The organism is Pseudomonas sp. C6002 (assembly GCF_013385805.1).
Lineage (GTDB): Bacteria > Pseudomonadota > Gammaproteobacteria > Pseudomonadales > Pseudomonadaceae > Aquipseudomonas.
This window is the reverse complement of sequence record NZ_JACAPH010000045.1, coordinates 55,565-71,654: the sequence shown is the minus strand read 5'-3', so window position 1 is coordinate 71,654 and position 16,090 is coordinate 55,565. Positions and strand designations below refer to the sequence as shown.

At 62.5% G+C, this 16,090-nt stretch carries 15 protein-coding genes and 2 pseudogenes; 13 read left to right on the top strand and 4 right to left on the bottom strand.

What is annotated here, in order from left to right; genetic code table 11:
• Positions 1 to 289: 289 nt before the first annotated feature.
• The 3 genes from HX817_RS29140 to HX817_RS29130 all read left to right on the top strand — a co-directional run bounded on the left by HX817_RS29140 (position 290) and on the right by HX817_RS29130 (position 2,436).
• Positions 290 to 1,078: a M949_RS01915 family surface polysaccharide biosynthesis protein gene (locus tag HX817_RS29140; protein WP_177042058.1), complete on the top strand. Its 789-nt coding sequence runs from the start codon at positions 290 to 292 to the stop codon at positions 1,076 to 1,078.
• Between the two features lie 103 nt (positions 1,079 to 1,181).
• Entirely contained in the window at positions 1,182 to 2,096 is a 915-nt protein-coding gene (gene xerC / locus HX817_RS29135) for a tyrosine recombinase XerC (RefSeq protein WP_087692998.1), read from the top strand.
• A gap of 115 nt (positions 2,097 to 2,211) precedes the next feature.
• The gene (locus HX817_RS29130; RefSeq protein ID WP_003217639.1) at positions 2,212 to 2,436 is read left to right on the top strand and encodes a DUF2188 domain-containing protein; all 225 of its coding nucleotides are present in this window, start codon (positions 2,212 to 2,214) and stop codon (positions 2,434 to 2,436) included.
• A gap of 119 nt (positions 2,437 to 2,555) precedes the next feature.
• On the opposite strand, the pseudogene HX817_RS29125 reads toward HX817_RS29130, so the two are convergent.
• Positions 2,556 to 2,867: pseudogene (locus HX817_RS29125) on the bottom strand (SDR family oxidoreductase); the annotation flags it as partial.
• On the opposite strand from HX817_RS29125, the pseudogene HX817_RS29120 reads away from it, so the two are divergent.
• Positions 2,868 to 3,017, top strand: a pseudogene (locus HX817_RS29120) (DUF2188 domain-containing protein); the annotation flags it as partial.
• Between the two features lie 119 nt (positions 3,018 to 3,136).
• On the opposite strand, the gene HX817_RS29115 reads toward HX817_RS29120, so the two are convergent.
• The gene (locus HX817_RS29115; protein ID WP_177042056.1) at positions 3,137 to 3,994 is read right to left on the bottom strand and encodes an SDR family oxidoreductase; all 858 of its coding nucleotides are present in this window, start codon (positions 3,992 to 3,994) and stop codon (positions 3,137 to 3,139) included.
• A gap of 99 nt (positions 3,995 to 4,093) precedes the next feature.
• Complete coding sequence (locus tag HX817_RS29110) at positions 4,094 to 4,366, bottom strand: DUF2790 domain-containing protein (RefSeq protein WP_102369062.1); 273 nt, start codon at positions 4,364 to 4,366, stop codon at positions 4,094 to 4,096.
• A gap of 229 nt (positions 4,367 to 4,595) precedes the next feature.
• On the opposite strand from HX817_RS29110, the gene HX817_RS29105 reads away from it, so the two are divergent.
• From HX817_RS29105 to HX817_RS29065, 9 genes are all read left to right on the top strand, one after another.
• A complete protein-coding gene (locus HX817_RS29105) occupies positions 4,596 to 7,517 on the top strand; it encodes a TonB-dependent receptor (RefSeq protein WP_177042054.1) in 2,922 nt (973 codons plus the stop codon).
• 170 nt (positions 7,518 to 7,687) lie between these two features.
• On the top strand, positions 7,688 to 8,449 hold the full coding sequence (locus HX817_RS29100) for a GntR family transcriptional regulator (protein WP_177042051.1): 762 nt from the start codon (positions 7,688 to 7,690) through the stop codon (positions 8,447 to 8,449).
• Positions 8,446 to 10,176 (top strand): fumarate reductase/succinate dehydrogenase flavoprotein subunit, encoded by a 1,731-nt coding sequence (locus HX817_RS29095; RefSeq protein WP_003217648.1) that lies wholly within the window; start codon positions 8,446 to 8,448, stop codon positions 10,174 to 10,176. The genes HX817_RS29100 and HX817_RS29095 overlap by 4 nt, the downstream gene beginning before the upstream one ends.
• 40 nt (positions 10,177 to 10,216) lie before the next feature.
• On the top strand, positions 10,217 to 10,462 hold the full coding sequence (locus HX817_RS29090) for a ferredoxin family protein (protein WP_003217650.1): 246 nt from the start codon (positions 10,217 to 10,219) through the stop codon (positions 10,460 to 10,462).
• Positions 10,463 to 10,584: 122 nt separating this feature from the next.
• Positions 10,585 to 11,991, top strand: a complete 1,407-nt coding sequence (locus HX817_RS29085) for an ABC transporter substrate-binding protein (protein ID WP_177042049.1) — start codon at positions 10,585 to 10,587, stop codon at positions 11,989 to 11,991.
• 12 nt (positions 11,992 to 12,003) lie between these two features.
• Complete coding sequence (locus HX817_RS29080) at positions 12,004 to 12,786, top strand: ABC transporter permease (RefSeq protein ID WP_177037165.1); 783 nt, start codon at positions 12,004 to 12,006, stop codon at positions 12,784 to 12,786.
• Positions 12,786 to 13,625: an ABC transporter ATP-binding protein gene (locus HX817_RS29075; RefSeq protein WP_177037163.1), complete on the top strand. Its 840-nt coding sequence runs from the start codon at positions 12,786 to 12,788 to the stop codon at positions 13,623 to 13,625. Before HX817_RS29080 ends, HX817_RS29075 begins: the two co-directional genes overlap by 1 nt.
• Positions 13,622 to 14,575, top strand: a complete 954-nt coding sequence (locus HX817_RS29070) for a HEAT repeat domain-containing protein (protein WP_177042048.1) — start codon at positions 13,622 to 13,624, stop codon at positions 14,573 to 14,575. Before HX817_RS29075 ends, HX817_RS29070 begins: the two co-directional genes overlap by 4 nt.
• Complete coding sequence (locus HX817_RS29065; RefSeq protein WP_177042046.1) at positions 14,572 to 14,889, top strand: DUF971 domain-containing protein; 318 nt, start codon at positions 14,572 to 14,574, stop codon at positions 14,887 to 14,889. The genes HX817_RS29070 and HX817_RS29065 overlap by 4 nt, the downstream gene beginning before the upstream one ends.
• Here the strand turns inward: HX817_RS29065 and HX817_RS29060 are convergent.
• A complete protein-coding gene (locus HX817_RS29060) occupies positions 14,874 to 16,079 on the bottom strand; it encodes a multidrug effflux MFS transporter (RefSeq protein ID WP_008433402.1) in 1,206 nt (401 codons plus the stop codon). The two genes, HX817_RS29065 and HX817_RS29060, sit on opposite strands and share 16 nt — an antisense overlap.
• Positions 16,080 to 16,090: the final 11 nt, after the last annotated feature.

Sequence of the window (16,090 nt, the reverse complement as noted above, 5' to 3'; positions counted from 1 at the left end):
AAAGCGGAATCAACGAGTTAACCTGCAAAGTACGGTTCGTTCTCAAGTCGTGCCGCCAAGATTAAGCGCAAAAATGTTCAACGAATATGAAACGCAGATGAAAAAGTCGTTTTTTTGGCAGGTAGACAGCTAGGGTTCAGGTAAACAGCAGAAGTACGGACAACGCCGTGCCGATGAGGGGAGAAGGGCCGGTAGGCTTTTTCCGCGCGCGGGCTGGTTCCTGAAGAATCTTCTCTGCAATGCCGCGCAAGTGCCGGTAAAGTAAGCCATCTCTTGCCAGGGCAGTCGGATGAATAGCGTGCAGCGTTTACGGCCAATGTTGATGGTGTTGTTGATGACGGTGGCCTGGGCCACGAGTGTGCGGGCCGATGACGGCGTGGCACTGACGTCCATCGACCAGGTGCCCGATGGCGTAGAAGTGCGGGGTAAACAGGTCGGCGCCTTCGTCTGGAGCGACAAACAGGGCAAGAACCTGGTGGTACTCGCAGAGCAAGTCAGCGAACGCGACGACGACGGTGCGCAGTCGGCCTTTGTCTACGCCGCCCAGTACCTGCTCGACGGTGACCGGCCCAAGCGCCTGTGGATGCTCTACGACGACGTGCAGCATTGCGAGTTCGATGCCGGCGCGCACTTCAACAGCGACGCCACCCAGGTCACCGACCTGCTGGGCGATGGCATCAGCCAGGTCACCGTGGGGTATAGCCGCACCTGCACCAGTGACGTCAGCCCCAATGATTTCAAGCTGATCATGCACATCGGCAAGTCGCAGAAGTACCGCCTGCGCGGCATCGACCGCTATGGCGCCAGCTGGTGGGATGAAGACGCCGGCGCTCTGCAAGGCATGCCGTTGCCCAAGGATTGCAGCATCGCCGCCCAACAGGCGCTGGTCAGCCAGTACAAGGAGCAGGGTACCGAGCTGCCGCTTCCTGGCTGTTACGGCGACGAAGAAGATTTTGCCAAGGCGCCCAAACCGTACCTGGAGTTCATGCGCCAGCACTGGTTTGCCTTGATGCAGAAGCAGGACACCGACTGGAGCCAGCAGCAGACGCCAGCCCCGGCGGAAGACGATCAGGAATAGCCCCGGGGATTGACCTGCGCTAGACTCGGCGCTCGCCAATTCACTAAATATGTCGATTAAACAGATGGTTAGTCGACATATTTAATCCAAAGGCTGATCTACCTTGACTGAGTCTACCCGCAACCCGCTGACCCTCTATCTCACCCGCCTGGCGCCCTCCAGCCAGCTGACCATGCGCTACGTGCTGCAGGACGCCGCCGACCGCCTGGGCTTTGAAGACATCAACCTCGAAGACATCGACTGGCACCTGCTGCAGCCCGAACACGTCATGGCCCTGGTGGCGGTGCTGCGGGAAGACGGGTATGCGCCGAACACCTCATCGCTGTACGTCAACGCCGTGCGCGGGGTGATGAACGAAGCCTGGCGCATGAGCCTGATCAGCCAGGACCACCTGCTGAAGATGCGCTCGGTCAAGGCCATGGCCGGCACCCGCCTGAGCCAGGGCCGCAACCTGCGGCGTACGCTGATTCGTGAGTTGATGGAAGTCTGCGCCGCCGATCCGCGCCCGCAGGGCCTGCGGGATGCGGCGGTGATCGGGATCCTGTATGGCTCGGGCATGCGCAAGTCGGAATCGGTGAACATCGAACTGGGCCAGGTCAACTTTGACGAGCGCAGCCTGCAGGTTACCGGCAAGGGCAACAAGCAATTGATCAAGTACGCACCGGCCTGGGCCTTTGCCAAGCTGGAGGCGTGGCTGGCGTTTCGCCGCAGCCAGTTGAAACCGGGGGAGCAGGACGATGGTTTCCTGTTCAACCGGATTCGCCGGGGCAGCCATATCACCCGCGAGCGCATCACCAAACACGCGATTTACTACATCGCCCGCCAGCGTGGGGAACAGGTCGGCGTGAAAATCATGCCCCATGATTTCCGCCGTTCGTTTATCACGCGGGTCATTGAAGAGTACGACCTGTCGATCGCCCAGAAGCTGGCGCACCACACCAATATCCAGACCACCGCCACCTACGATGTGCGCGACGACAATGAGCGGCGCAGGGCCGTGGATCGGTTTGACCTGTAGGGCCGCCCGTAACCTGGCCCGCCAACTGCCTTGAACTCTGCCCGGCAGCCGCGCTCGCAATAGTAGGGCGCGGGTTTTGCCGCGTGCCGTGTTTATTCAGTCGAAGGAGCAGACCATGGATACCTACAACATCAACAAGACCGGCACCGGTTGGGCGTTGACCAAGCAGGGCTCGGCACGGCCGTCGAAAACGGCAGAGACCAAGGAGGCGATCGTTGAGTTGGCGAAGGAGTTTCTCAGCGACAAGACGGCGTCGCTGAGAATTCACAGCATGGATGGGCGGATTCAGGAGGAAAGAACCTATCCGCGCAAGGCTGACCCGACACGATCTCCGGGCTGACCGAGCACCCAATGTGGGAGCGGGCTTGCTCGCGAAGGCGGTGGTTCAGTTACACATGCATTGCCTGACACTCCGCCTTCGCGAGCAAGCCCGCTCCCACATTGGATTTGCATCCGACCCTAGAGAATCGGCTTGCCACCCGTCACCGCATACCGCGAGCCCGAGATGTAACTCGCCTCATCCGACGCCAGCAACACATAGATCGGCGCCACTTCCACCGGCTGGCCGGGGCGGCCCAGCGGTGTCTCGTTGCCGAAGCTGTTCACGTCTTCGTCCGGCATCGTCGAGACAATCAACGGCGTCCAGATCGGCCCCGGCGCCACGCTGTTCACGCGGATGCCCTTGCTGCCCAGCAGTTGTGCCAGGCCACCGGTAAAGTTCGCAATCGCGCCCTTGGTGGCGGCGTATGCCAGCAACGTTGGCTTGGGCATACGGCAGAGACCAAGGAGGCGATCGTTGAGTTGGCGAAGGAGTTTCTCAGCGACAAGACGGCGTCGCTGAGGATTCACAGCATGGATGGGCGGATTCAGGAAGAAAGAACCTACCCGCGCAAGGCTGACCCGACACGATCTAAGGGCTGACCGAGCACCCAATGTGGGAGCGGGCTTGCTCGCGAAGGCGTTGGATCAGTCACAGATGCATTGCCTGACACTCCGCCTTCGCGAGCAAGCCCGCTCCCACACTGGATTTGCATCCGACCCTAGAGAATCGGCTTGCCGCCCGTCACCGCATACCGCGAGCCCGAGATGTAACTCGCCTCATCCGACGCCAGCAACACATAGATCGGCGCCACTTCCACCGGCTGGCCGGGGCGGCCCAGCGGTGTCTCGCTGCCGAAGCTGTTCACGTCTTCGTCCGGCATCGTCGAGACAATCAATGGCGTCCAGATCGGCCCCGGCGCCACGCTGTTCACGCGGATGCCCTTGCTGCCCAGCAGTTGCGCCAGGCCACCGGTAAAGTTCGCAATCGCGCCCTTGGTGGCGGCGTATGCCAGCAACGTTGGCTTGGGCATATCGGAATTCACCGAGCTGGTATTGATGATCGACCCGCCGGCCTTCATATGCGGCAGCGCCGCCTTGCAGATGCGAAACATCGCGGTGATGTTGATATCGAAGGTCTTGACCCATTCCTCGTCGGGTATCTCTTCGAGGGTCTCGTGGGTCATCTGGAATGCGGCGTTATTGACCAGCACGTCGATCCGCCCGAACTGCTCGATGGTCTGGTCGACAATCGCCTGGCAGTTGGCTTTTTGCGCGAGGTCGCCGGGCAGCAGCAGGCATTGGCGGCCGGCTTCTTCAACCCAGCGTGCGGTTTCCTTCGCGTCCTCGTGTTCGTCCAGGTAGGTGATGGCCACATCGGCACCTTCGCGGGCAAAGGCAATCGCCACGGCGCGGCCGATACCGCTGTCGGCGCCGGTGATCAGGGCGATCTTGTTGGCCAGGCGGCCGGAGCCGGTGTAGCTCTTCTCGCCGCAGTCGGGATAGGGGTCCATCTTCTTCTGCGAACCGGGAACGGATTGGGCCTGGCTGGCGAAAGGTGGGCGTGGGTAGTCAGTCATCTCAATCTCCATAGATCACAACGGGTTCTATGGATTAGTGATTTTCAGCTGCCGGATAGTTGTAATCGATGCCGGCCGAGCCCGACGAATGGTTTGCGCTCAACCGTGCTGGCAGGCATCGCCCAGGCGCATGTAGTCCAGTTCATGACGCACGCCGTGGCTGTCGATGTAGACCATATGACCCTTGACCGGCCCGCACTCGGTGGAGGATTCGGTACTGACGCGCACCACCTTGGCGATGTCCAGGTCCTGGGAATAGTCGTACGCCTCGCTGGCGGGGGTGTTGGCACTCACAGTGGGTACCGGGGTTTCGCCCTGGGCGAAGGCAAGTGTGCTGAACAGGCCCAGCACGGCGATAAGCAGATAACGCATGAGAACCTCCGACACCACGAAGGTGGTGGCTTGACTGTGGGGTTCATTCTACAAAGCACCTGGCGCGGGGATGAACGCTTGCGGGCCAATAGAAGACATCAGCCAAATCGATGCAGCAAGCCTCTTATAACCGGTTATAAACTCATAGCATCTTCGCCTAAACGCAGCCCTATAAATATCCGTCTGCCGTTGCTCATCCCTGTAGACACATACAACAGGGAGTTCCTCGATGTTTTTATTCAAACAACAACTACCAAGGCTGACGCTGGCGGCGGCGCTGGCGATGGGAGTGTGCACGACATCGGTGATGGCCCAGGAAGTGGCCGGCCAGGTGTTTACCTTCGATATCGCTGGCGGCCCGCTTGATACGGTGCTGCTGGATATCTCCCGGCAGACCGGGGTGATGATTTCGTTCAATCAACAGTGGGTGCAGGGCAAGCGCAGTGCCGCCATCCGCGGCGATTTGGGCAGCCTGCAAGCGGTGGACAAGGCGTTGCAGGGCAGTGGCCTGCAAGTGAGCGACAGCGAACAGGGGCTGACGGTGCATCCAGCACCCGTGACGTCCACCAGCGTCGCACCGGCCGAGGGCAAAAGTACTGATTACCGCCTGGAAAAAGTCACGGTGACCGGCTCGGCGATTCGCCGGGTGGACGCGGAAACGGCAGTGCCGGTAACCATCCTGCGGGTCGAGCAATTGCGCGAGCAGGGTGTGAGCACCACCGAGGAGTTGATCAACCGCATTTCGGCCAACCAGTCTGCCGTTGGCTCCGGGCGTTCGGTGGGTTCCAGCAGCGGCGGTGCGGCGTATGCCGACTTGCGCGGGATTGGCGCGAACAAAACCCTGGTGCTGCTCAATGGCCGGCGCCTGAGCAACAACGCCGTCAACACCACCAACGGTTCCGGGGTGGATTTGAACACCATCCCGTTCGCCGCCATCGACCGCGTGGAAGTCCTGCGCGATGGCGCCTCGGCGCTGTACGGTACCGACGCGATTGGCGGGGTGATCAACTTCATTACCAAGACCAGCCTCACCGGTGGGCAACTTTCCACCAACTACGATTCGCCCACACGCTCCGGCGGCGGCGACAGCCATAACTTCAGTGGCAGCTACGGTTTCGGCGACCTTGAAGAGGACCGCTTCAACGTGTTCGGCGTGGTCAGCTACGACAAGCAGACGCGCCTGGCGGCCAAGGACCGTGACTTCACCTACAACTACCAGCCAGGTCGCGGCCTGGATTTCACCTCCGGCACCGCCGCGCCGGCCAACTGGAGCCAGGGCAGCAACGCGACCAACCCGCTGGCCGGCTCCGGTTGCAATTCCCCCGGGCTGCTGTCACGCAATGGCATCTGCCGCCAAAGCCTGTGGAGTTACCTGGACCTGGTGCCGGAAACCGAAAAAACCTCGGCCTTTGCCAAAGCCACCGGCAAGCTGGCCGATGACCATACCGTCAGCCTCGAATACTTCTGGGCGCGCAACGAAAACCGCACGCAGATTGGCCCAGGCACCCTGATGGGGGCCCAGGTCAATCCGGGTACGCCTTTCTATCCGGGCAACGGCATCACCCCGGGCCCCACGGGGTTCGCCCTGGACCCGACACAGCCGGTAGACGTGAACTGGCGTGAAACCGATGCCGGCGCGCGCAAGCACGAAGATGACAACACCAGCCAGCGGCTGCTGCTGAGTTTCGAAGGTAATGTGGCGAACTGGGACTACAACGTCGGCGCGTCCTACAACCAGAACAAAGTGGTGCAAACCATTCTTGATGGCTATGTAAACGACCAGACCATCAGCCAGGGGATTGCCAACGGTGTGATCAACCCGTTCGGGCCGCAGAGTGAAGCGGGCAGGGCGTTGCTCGCCTCCAGCCGCGTCGATGGCGATTACGCCACTGCCGTGGGCCGAGTGAAGAGTATCGACGGGCGCGTAAGCCGTGAAATCGGCGACTGGTTCGGTGCGGGGCCGACGGGCCTGGCGCTGGGCGGTGAATATCGCAAGGAGGATTTCCACCAGGATTTCGCCCAGTTTGCCGAGACCGTGCAGAGCCTGGGCGTAGACCCCAATGGCGCGGTGCGCGGCAATCGCAGCGTGTCGGCCGAGTACGCCGAGGTCAACGTGCCGGTGCTCGAAAGCCTGGAACTGTCTGCCGCCGTGCGTCATGACAAATACAGCGACTTTGGCAGCACCACCAACCCGAAATACTCGTTCCGCTTCCAGCCGTTCAAGGAACTGGTGGTGCGCGGTGCCTACAGTGAAGGCTTCCGTTCGCCGTCGCTGTACGAGTTGTACAACCCGACCTACACCAGCTACACCGTGGCCAACTACAACGACCCGCGCCTGTGCCCGGGCGGCACCCCGGCCAATGGCGGGATCGGCAACCGCGACTGCGCCCAGCAGTTCCGCCGGCAAAGCGGGGGCAACGGCAGCTTGAGCCCGGAAACCGCACGTAACGTGACCTTTGGTTTCGTGTTCCAACCGATCGAGCGCCTCAGTGCCGGCCTGGATTTCTGGTGGATCACCATCGCCAACCAGATTGCCGAGTTTCCTGAGTCGTCGGTATTCGACGACCCGGATGCCTACGGCGACCGCTTGATTCGCAAGGCGGATGGCTCCATCGATCACATCGTTACCGGCCTTGCCAACCTGGGTAAGACCAAGACCAACGGCGTGGATGTGAGTTTCGACTACCGCTTCCCGAGCACCGCCATCGGTGACTTCGGCATCGGCCTGCAAGGCACCTACGTCAACGAATACAAATACCAGCAGGAGCTCAAGGGCGACTACATCGACAAACTCGGTGATTTTCGTGGCGGCGAGTTCTCCACCGCGGGCGCCGTTGCACGCTGGCGCCACAGCCTGACCGGCACCTGGGCGCGGGGACCGCTGGGCGTCAGCCTGACCAACCGCTACACCAGTGGCTATCACGACTCGGACCCCGACACCCACGACTCCGTAGGCTCCTACAACGTCTGGGACCTGGCGGGTACCTACAACTGGAGCAAGTCCCTGGCCGTCACGCTGGGCGCGAAAAACCTGTTTGACCGCGCGCCGCCGTTCAGCAACCAGACCTATGCGTTCCAGAGCGGGTACGACCCGAAATACGCCGACCCGTTTGGCCGCATCCTCTATACCCGGGTCAGCTATAACTTCTGATTGTTCATCAGGTCCAGACACTGCTCTATAAAAACAGGCGGATCCACTGCACCCATCCCGTAGGTGCAGCGGGATTCGCCGGTCCATAACCTTATTCCAAAACGGTATTTCCAGGCTTTTCATAAGACTCCTTATGATCACGTCATAACTCGTTATGACAAGTGGTCCTGATGAACGAATCAACCGTCGCCTTATCCCCTCTGTCCAGCGTTCCGCTGCATGCCCAACTGCGGGACCTGCTGCGCAGCCGCATCCTTGATGGTGAGTACGCGCCGAACACCCAGATGCCTTCCGAGAGCGAACTGGGCACGCGCTTCAAAGTCAGCCGCATCACCGTGCGCCAGGCCCTGGGTGATCTGCAAAAGGAAGGCCTGATCTACAAGATCCACGGCAAAGGCACCTTTGTTTCCAAACCCAAGGCTTATCAGAACGTCAGCACCCTGCAGGGGTTGGGCGAGTCCATGACCGAGCGCGGCTATGAAGTGATCAACCGCCTGCGCAGCTACCGCTTCGTGCCCGCCGACAAGCTGGTGGCCGAGCGCCTGGGCGTGGAGGAGGGCAGCACTGTCGCGCAGATCAAGCGGGTACGGCTGATCAACCGCGAGCCGGTGTCGCTGGAAATCACCTACCTCAGCCAGGCCCTGGGCGAACGCCTGGAAAACGCCGACCTGGTGACCCGCGACATCTTCCTGATCCTGGAGAACGACTGTGGCTTGCAACTGGGTCACGCCGACGTGGCGATTGACGCGGTACTCGCCGACAGCGAGCTGATCCAGGCGCTGAACGTCGAGGCCGGCTCGCCGATCATGCGCATCGAACGCCTGACCCACACCGCAGACGGACAGCCCGTGGACTTCGAACACCTGTATTACCGTGGCGACGCGTTTCAGTATCGCCTGCGCATCGACCGTCAGCGAGGTAGCCGCCCGTGAGCCGCCAAACCCTGGAACTGGAATACGACATCGTGGTGATCGGCGGCGGCACTGCCGGCCCCATGGCGGCGATCAAGGCCAAGGAGGCCAACCGCGATCTGCGCGTATTGCTGATCGACAAGGCCAACGTCAAGCGCAGCGGCGCCATCAGCATGGGCATGGACGGCCTCAACAACGCGATCATTCCCGGCCACTCCACGCCGGAGCAGTACACCAAGGAAATCACGATTGCCAACGACGGCATCGTCAATCAGGCGGCGGTGTACGCCTACGCGACCCACAGTTTTGAAACCATCGAGCAGTTGGACCGCTGGGGCGTGAAGTTCGAGAAGGACGAAACCGGCGATTACGCGGTGAAAAAAGTCCATCACATGGGCGCCTACGTGTTGCCGATGCCTGAAGGGCACGACATCAAGAAGGTGCTGTATCGCCAGCTCAAGCGCGCCCGGGTCAGCATCACCAACCGCCTGGTGTGCACCCGCTTGCTGACCGACAGCGAAGGCGCGGTGAATGGCGTGATGGGTTTTGACTGCCGCACTGCGGACTTCCAGGTGATCAAGGCCAAGGCGGTGATCCTCTGCTGCGGCGCGGCCGGCCGCCTGGGCTTGCCGTCCTCGGGTTACCTGATGGGCACCTATGAAAACCCGACTAATGCCGGCGACGGCTACGCCATGGCCTACCACGCCGGAGCCGAACTGGCGAACCTGGAGTGCTTCCAGATCAACCCGCTGATCAAGGATTACAACGGCCCGGCCTGCGCCTATGTCACCGGCCCCTTGGGCGGCTATACCGCCAACAACAAGGGTGAACGCTTCATCGAGTGCGACTACTGGAGCGGGCAGATGATGTGGGAGTTCCACCAGGAACTGGAAAGCGGCAACGGCCCGGTGTTCCTCAAGCTCGATCACCTGGCGGAGGAAACCATCCAGAACATCGAGCAGATCCTGCACAGCAACGAGCGCCCCAGCCGTGGCCAGTTCCACGCCAACCGGGGCACCGACTACCGCAGCCAGATGGTCGAGATGCATATCTCCGAGATCGGCTTTTGCAGCGGGCATTCGGCGTCGGGCGTGTGGGTCAACGAGCGCGCGGAAACCTCGGTCAAGGGCCTGTATTCAGCGGGCGACATGGCGGCGGTGCCACATAACTACATGCTCGGCGCGTTCACCTATGGCTGGTTTGCCGGCACCAACGCGGCAAGCTTTGTGGCCGGGCGCGAATTCAGCGCGGTGGATGCCCGGCAAGTGGCCGCCGAGCAGGCTCGGGTCTATGCGCCACTGGACCGCGAAACCGGTCTGCCGCCGGCCCAGGTCGAGTACAAGCTGCGGCGCTTCGTCAACGATTACCTGCAGCCGCCCAAGGTCACCCGCAAGATGGAAATCGGCTTGCAACGCTTCGCCGATATCGAGCGCGACCTGGACCAGATGAAGGCGCACAACCCCCATGAATTGATGCGCGCCATGGAAACCAGCGTGATCCGCGACTGCGCCGAAATGGCTGCCCGCGCCTCGCTGTACCGCGCCGAAAGCCGCTGGGGCCTGTACCACTACCGGGTCGATCACCCGCAACGCAACGACGCCGACTGGTTCTGCCATTGCCACCTGAAAAAGGGCGAGGACGGGCAGATGGTCAGCTTCAAGAAACCCGTCGAGCCCTATGTGATCCCGCTGGATGCCGAAGAGATGCAGGCTTACGACCGCCTGCGCGTAGGGGCTGACGCCGCCTGAATGTGCCCCCCCAAGCTCGCTCACCACAGGACACCGTGAAATGGCCTATCAGCCCCAGGAAATATTCTTTCGCTCAAACGCCCCGGTAACGGTGGACGAGGACAAGTGCATCGCCGAAAAAGGCTGCACGGTCTGCGTCGACGTGTGCCCGATGGACCTGTTGGCGATCAACCCGGCAACGCAGAAGGCGTATATGGCGTTCGATGAATGCTGGTACTGCATGCCCTGTGAAAAAGATTGCCCCACCGGCGCAGTCAAGGTCGAGATTCCGTACCTGTTGCGCTGAGACCTGCCGCAAACGCCATCCGCCAACCCCGGACGCAGCCCTAGCCACACCCCCTCGTTTCCCACCGCGCCAGACCGTGGCGGAGACGATTCCTTCAACCATGATTCGAGGGGAACTACCCAATGTTATTGCGCGCAACCCTGGCCGGCCTGGTGCTGGCTTGCTTGAGCCTGTCGGCCCAGGCACAAACGATCCGGGTGGCCATCGGCACCCAGGACACCACCATCAACTGTGCCGCGGGCGGCTTGCTGATCCGCGAGCTGGGGCTGCTGGACAAATACCTGCCGCACGACGGCAAGTACAAGGACGCGACCTACGACGTGCAGTGGAAAAACTTCACCAGTGGCGCGCCGCTGACCAATGAAATGGTCGCCGGCAAACTGGACTTTGGCGCAATGGCCGACTTCCCCGGTGCCTTCAACGGCGTAGCGTTCGAGGCGGCGGGCAAGCACAGCCTGTTTATCAGCGTGTTGTCGGGCAACATCAAGGGCAGCGGCAACGGCATTGTGGTGCCGGTCGCTTCCAGCGCCGAGTCCCTGGCGGACCTCAAAGGCAAGACGATTTCCGTGCCGTTCGCCTCCACGGCCCATGGCATGTTGCTGCGTGCTGTTGCGGCCCAGGGCTGGGACCCGCTCAAGGACGTCAACATCATTGCCCAGGCGCCCGAAGTGGCAGGCTCGGCGTTGCAGGCCAACAAGATCGACGCCCATGCCGACTTTGTGCCGTTCGGCGAACTGTTCCCCAACCGTGGTTTCGCCCGCAAGATCTACGACGGCTCGCAATCCAACACCCCGACGTTCCACGGCGCGCTGGTGGACGAAAGTTATGCCAAACAGTACCCGGAAGTGGTCGTCGCCTACCTGCGCGCGAGTATCGAGGCCAATCAGTTGCTGGCCGCAGAGCCGGAGAAGTACAGCGAGCTGATCGAAAAAGTCACCGGCGTCGAAGCCGAGGTCAACTACCTGTTCCATGGCCCGCTGGGCGTGCAGACCCGTGACTTGAGCTGGAAACCCGAATACCGCCAGGCCGTGGGCACCGCGATCGACACCCTCAAGCTGCTGAAAAAGGCCGACCGTGGCCTGGACCTCAATACCTTTATCGATGACCAGTACATCCGTGCCGCGTTCAAGGCCTCGGGCCTGGACTATGCGGCGCAATTGGGCAACTACGCCCAGGCCCCGCTGAAGGCCAACGACGCTCTGAGCGGCGCGCCGGTCACTGACTGGAAGCACGTCGCGCAAATCTGGGTCAAGGGTGAGCCCAAGGTGCGCGATTACGCGTCGGCCGAGGCGGCGTTCACCGCGCTGGACAGCCTGAACAAACAAGGCAAGGCGGTGCGCGCCGTGTATGCCCAGGCCGAAGACAGCGGCATCAAGCTACTGGCGAGCCAGGCCTGGTTTGCCACCAACCAGCACGGCCAACTCAGTGCATTCCTGCTCAAGGGCCAGGCGCAGCAATTTGCCCAGGCCCAGGGCGGCAAGGTGTTCAATTTCACCGACGCCGGCGCGCAGGCCGTTGCCGGTCGCTGAGGGGGCGTGTTCATGACAAGCACCCCATGGCGCTGGCTGCCCAAGGCCGCTTCCTTGCTGTTGTGCCTGCTGTTCTGGCAGTTGGCGGCCAGCCAGCACTGGAACCTGTGGCTGGTGACGTTTGCCAATGTGCCCACGCCGGGCTCCGTGCTGCAGGCGGCCCTGGGGCTGGCGGACTCGGGCAAGCTTGTGCGGCACTTGAGCGCAAGCCTGACCCGGGTGTTCGAGGGCTACCTGGCGGCCGCGCTGGTGGGGATCGGCCTGGGCATCGCGATTGGCCGCTGGAAGTGGGCGGAAGACCTGCTGTTGCCGCCGCTGGAGGTGATCCGGCCGATCCCGGCGGTGGCCTGGATTCCGCTGGCGATCCTGATGTTCCCGTCGTCGGAGCTGTCGATGATCTTTATCACCTTCACCGGCGCGCTGTTTCCGGTGCTGCTCAATACGGTGCATGGCGTGGAAGGCGTCGATCCTCGGCTGATCGCCTCGGCGCGCAGCCTGGGGGCAGGGCGCCGGGCGATCCTGCTGGAGGTGATTTTGCCGGGCGCCGCGCCGAGCATCGTCACCGGCCTGGCGATTGGCATGGGCACTTCGTGGTTCTGCCTGGTGACAGCGGAAATGATCTCCGGTCAGTACGGCATCGGCTATTACACCTGGGAGTCCTACACCATCCAGAACTATGCCGACATTGTCGTTGGCATGCTGTTGATCGGCGTGCTGGGCATGGGCAGCAGCCTGTTGGTCAAGCGTCTCGGCGCACTGTTCACTCCCTGGCATCGACCACGAGGTAAAGCCTGATGAGTCATCTTGAAGGCCGTGTCGACATACGCGGCTTGTCCATTGTATTGGGCGAACAGCAGCAGGCATTCGAGGCGGTGAAAGCCCTGGATTGCAGGATCGAGCCGGGGCAGTTCGTGTGCATCCTCGGCCCGTCCGGGTGTGGCAAGTCAACCTTGCTCGGCGCGCTGGCCGGGCATCTCACGCCAAGCCAGGGCACGCTGGAAATGGATGGCCGGCCGGTTGCCGGGCCGTCCCAGCAACGGGGCATGGTGTTTCAGCAACACACACTGTTCCCTTGGCGTACGGTGCGCGAAAACGTTGCCTTCGGCCTGAAGATGCGCGGCGTAGGCAAGGCCGAGCGCCTGGCCGCCGCCGATGAGATCCTTCACCTGGTGGGCCTGGAAGGTTTTGCCGAGCGCTGGCCCAACCAGCTGTCGGGTGGCATGCAGCAGCGGGTGGAAATTGCCCGGGTATTGATCAATCGTCCCGGCCTGCTGTTGATGGATGAACCGTTCGGCGCGCTGGATGCCCTGACCCGCATGAAGATGCAGGCCTTGCTGCTGGACATCTGGACGCGCATCCGCACCACCGTGGTGTTTGTTACCCATGACATCGACGAAGCGCTGTTCCTGGCCGACCGCATCCTGGTGATGAGCCCGCGCCCCGGGCGCATCATCGAGGATTTCCAGCTGACTTTCCCAAGGCCGCGCAGCACCGAACTGATGACCACGCCGGAATTTACCCACCTCAAGCGCCATTGCCTGGAGCTGCTGCACCACGAAGATGGTCGCCAGTTACCACGGCTGAACCCGCTCGGGCTACCCAACGATCACCCAAGACCGCGATTTGCCATATGACCTATGAAACCGAAAACCCCGACATCCAAGCCCTGCGCCCGCGGCTGCAAGCGCCGGATGCCGGCATGCGCCGGATCGCCCTGATTGACTTGGCTGACCTGGAAGACCCCGACGGCCTGGTGTGGCTGGTGGACAGCCTGCGCCACGACCCGGCCACCGACGTGCGCGCCCAGGCTGCCAGCCTGCTGGAGGCGTGGGAAGAAGACGCAGTGGTCGAGGCGCTGTGCCAGGCGCTGACCGACACTGAAGCGTCGGTACGTGATGCCGCCGCCCAGAGCTTGAGCGTACTCAAGTCGACGCAGGCGGGCCGGCTGTTATTGCCATGGGCCACCCACGCCGACGTCAGCGTGCGCACGGCAATCTTCCGTGCCCTGCGCGAGTTGCGCCTTGAAGCGGCGGCGCCGTCGGCAATGCTGGCGCTGAGCGATACCGATGCGGGGGTGCGCCGCGAAGCGGTCGGTGTGCTCGGCTGGCTCAAGCACCTGCCGGCATTGGACGCCCTGGCGAGGTTGGCCAGCAGCGATCCGGACACCGAGGTCCGGCGTGCCGCCACCGGCGCCCTCGGCCTGGCCAGTGATGAGCGGGTACTGCCGGCGCTGTATGAAGCGTTGCAGGACGCCACCTGGCAAGTACGGGAAGAGGCCGCGACCACCTTGGGCAAAGTCGGTAGCACCCGCGCGGGCGACGCCTTGATCACGGCGCTGGCCGATGACTACTGGCAAGTCCGCCTGCGCGCTACCCGCAGCCTTGGGCGCCTGCGGTATGCACCGGCGTTGTCGGCGCTGCTCCTGACGTTGGGCCACAGCATCAGCAACCTGCGCAAGGAAGCCGCCCTGGCGCTGGGCGAGTTGGGCGACCGACAGGCCCTTGGCCCGCTGCGTGATGCGGCCGACGATGGCGACCCGGAAGTACGCAAGGCGGTGCGCATTGCCCTGGCACAACTGCAATGAACTGTGCACCGAACGGCATTGGCCGCGATGATGATGGGCGCTTGAGGCTGGAATGGCGCGACGGCGTGCAATGGATCGACCACGCTCGCCTGCGCCGTGAATGCCCGTGCTCGCAGTGCCGGGCCTTCCGATTGAGAGGCATGCCGCCGCTGGTGTCGGACCGTGTCCGGGTGCTGGAGGTCCATCCCCAGGGGTATGGCGTGCAGTTGATTTTCAGCGATGGGCACCAGCGGGGGATTTACCCGTGGGCTTATTTGGCGGCAATGGGGCTCCAGACCGGGGCGCCAATCTCCGCTGGTCAGGTGCGCGACTGAGGTTGCAGGTGTGCCGGCAGGCGGCGCAGCGTCCACCACACCGTCAGCATCGCTGCCACGGCGCTGAGGGCGATGCCGATCAACATCGGCGCCGGTGTGTGGTCTGCGAACAGGCCGGCCAGGGACATGGCTACGGCGGCGGTGATCATCTGGATCGCGCCCAACAGCGCCGAGGCCGAACCGGCCACGGCACCGTGATCTTCCAGGGACAACACGCCGGCCGCCGGCAACAGCAAGCCGAGAAAGCCAAAGCCAATAAACAGCAGTGCCATCATTAACGGCAGGCTGTTGCCCCACAGTGTGGTAAGTGCCAGCAAGGTCATGACGGTCGCCACGCCCGCCACCGACCAGCGAATCAACGGCGCGAGGCCGAAGCGTGCACTCAAGCGCGCGGTCAACTGGCTCAGGGCAAAAAACGACGCCGCGTTGAGGGCAAAGCACAGGCTGAATTGCGTTGGCGTGAGCCCGTAGTACTCGATGTAAACGAATGGCGCGCTGCCGATGAACACGAAGAACGTCGCCAGGCCAAAACCGCCCACTACCGACAACCCGGTAAACACCGGATCACGCAGCAACGCGCCGTAGCTGCCGAACGCATTGCCCAGGGTCTTGCCCAGGCGGCGTTCGGCGGGGTGGGTTTCCGGCAATTGCACGGCGGTCATGATCAGGCACAGCACTGCGGCCACACCCAGTACCCAAAACACTTCGCGCCAGCTCCACACTGCAATGATCACGCTGCCGGCCAGCGGTGCGAGAATCGGTGAAATGCTCACCACCAGCATCAGCAACGCCATCAGGCGCGCGGCTTCATGGCCGGTGTACAAGTCACGCACAATCGCCCGTGGAATCACCATCCCGGCGCAGGCGCCAAAGGCCTGCAACGCCCGGAAGCCGATCAGCACCTCGATGGAGGGGGCGAGGGCGCAACCAATGCTGGCCACGATGAAAATCGCCAGGCCGGCATAGATCGGCGGCTTGCGCCCGAACACATCGCTGATCGGGCCGTAGAACAGCTGGCACACACCGATGATCATGAAGAACACCGTCAGGCTCATCTGCACCGCGGCAGGCGAGGCATGCAGGCTGGCGCCGAGTGTCGGCAACGCCGGCAGGTAGCTGTCGATGGCAAACGGGCCGACGGCGGTGATCAACCCCAGCAGCAGGGCGAGGTGGGCGATACTTCGAGACATGGTGGTTCCGG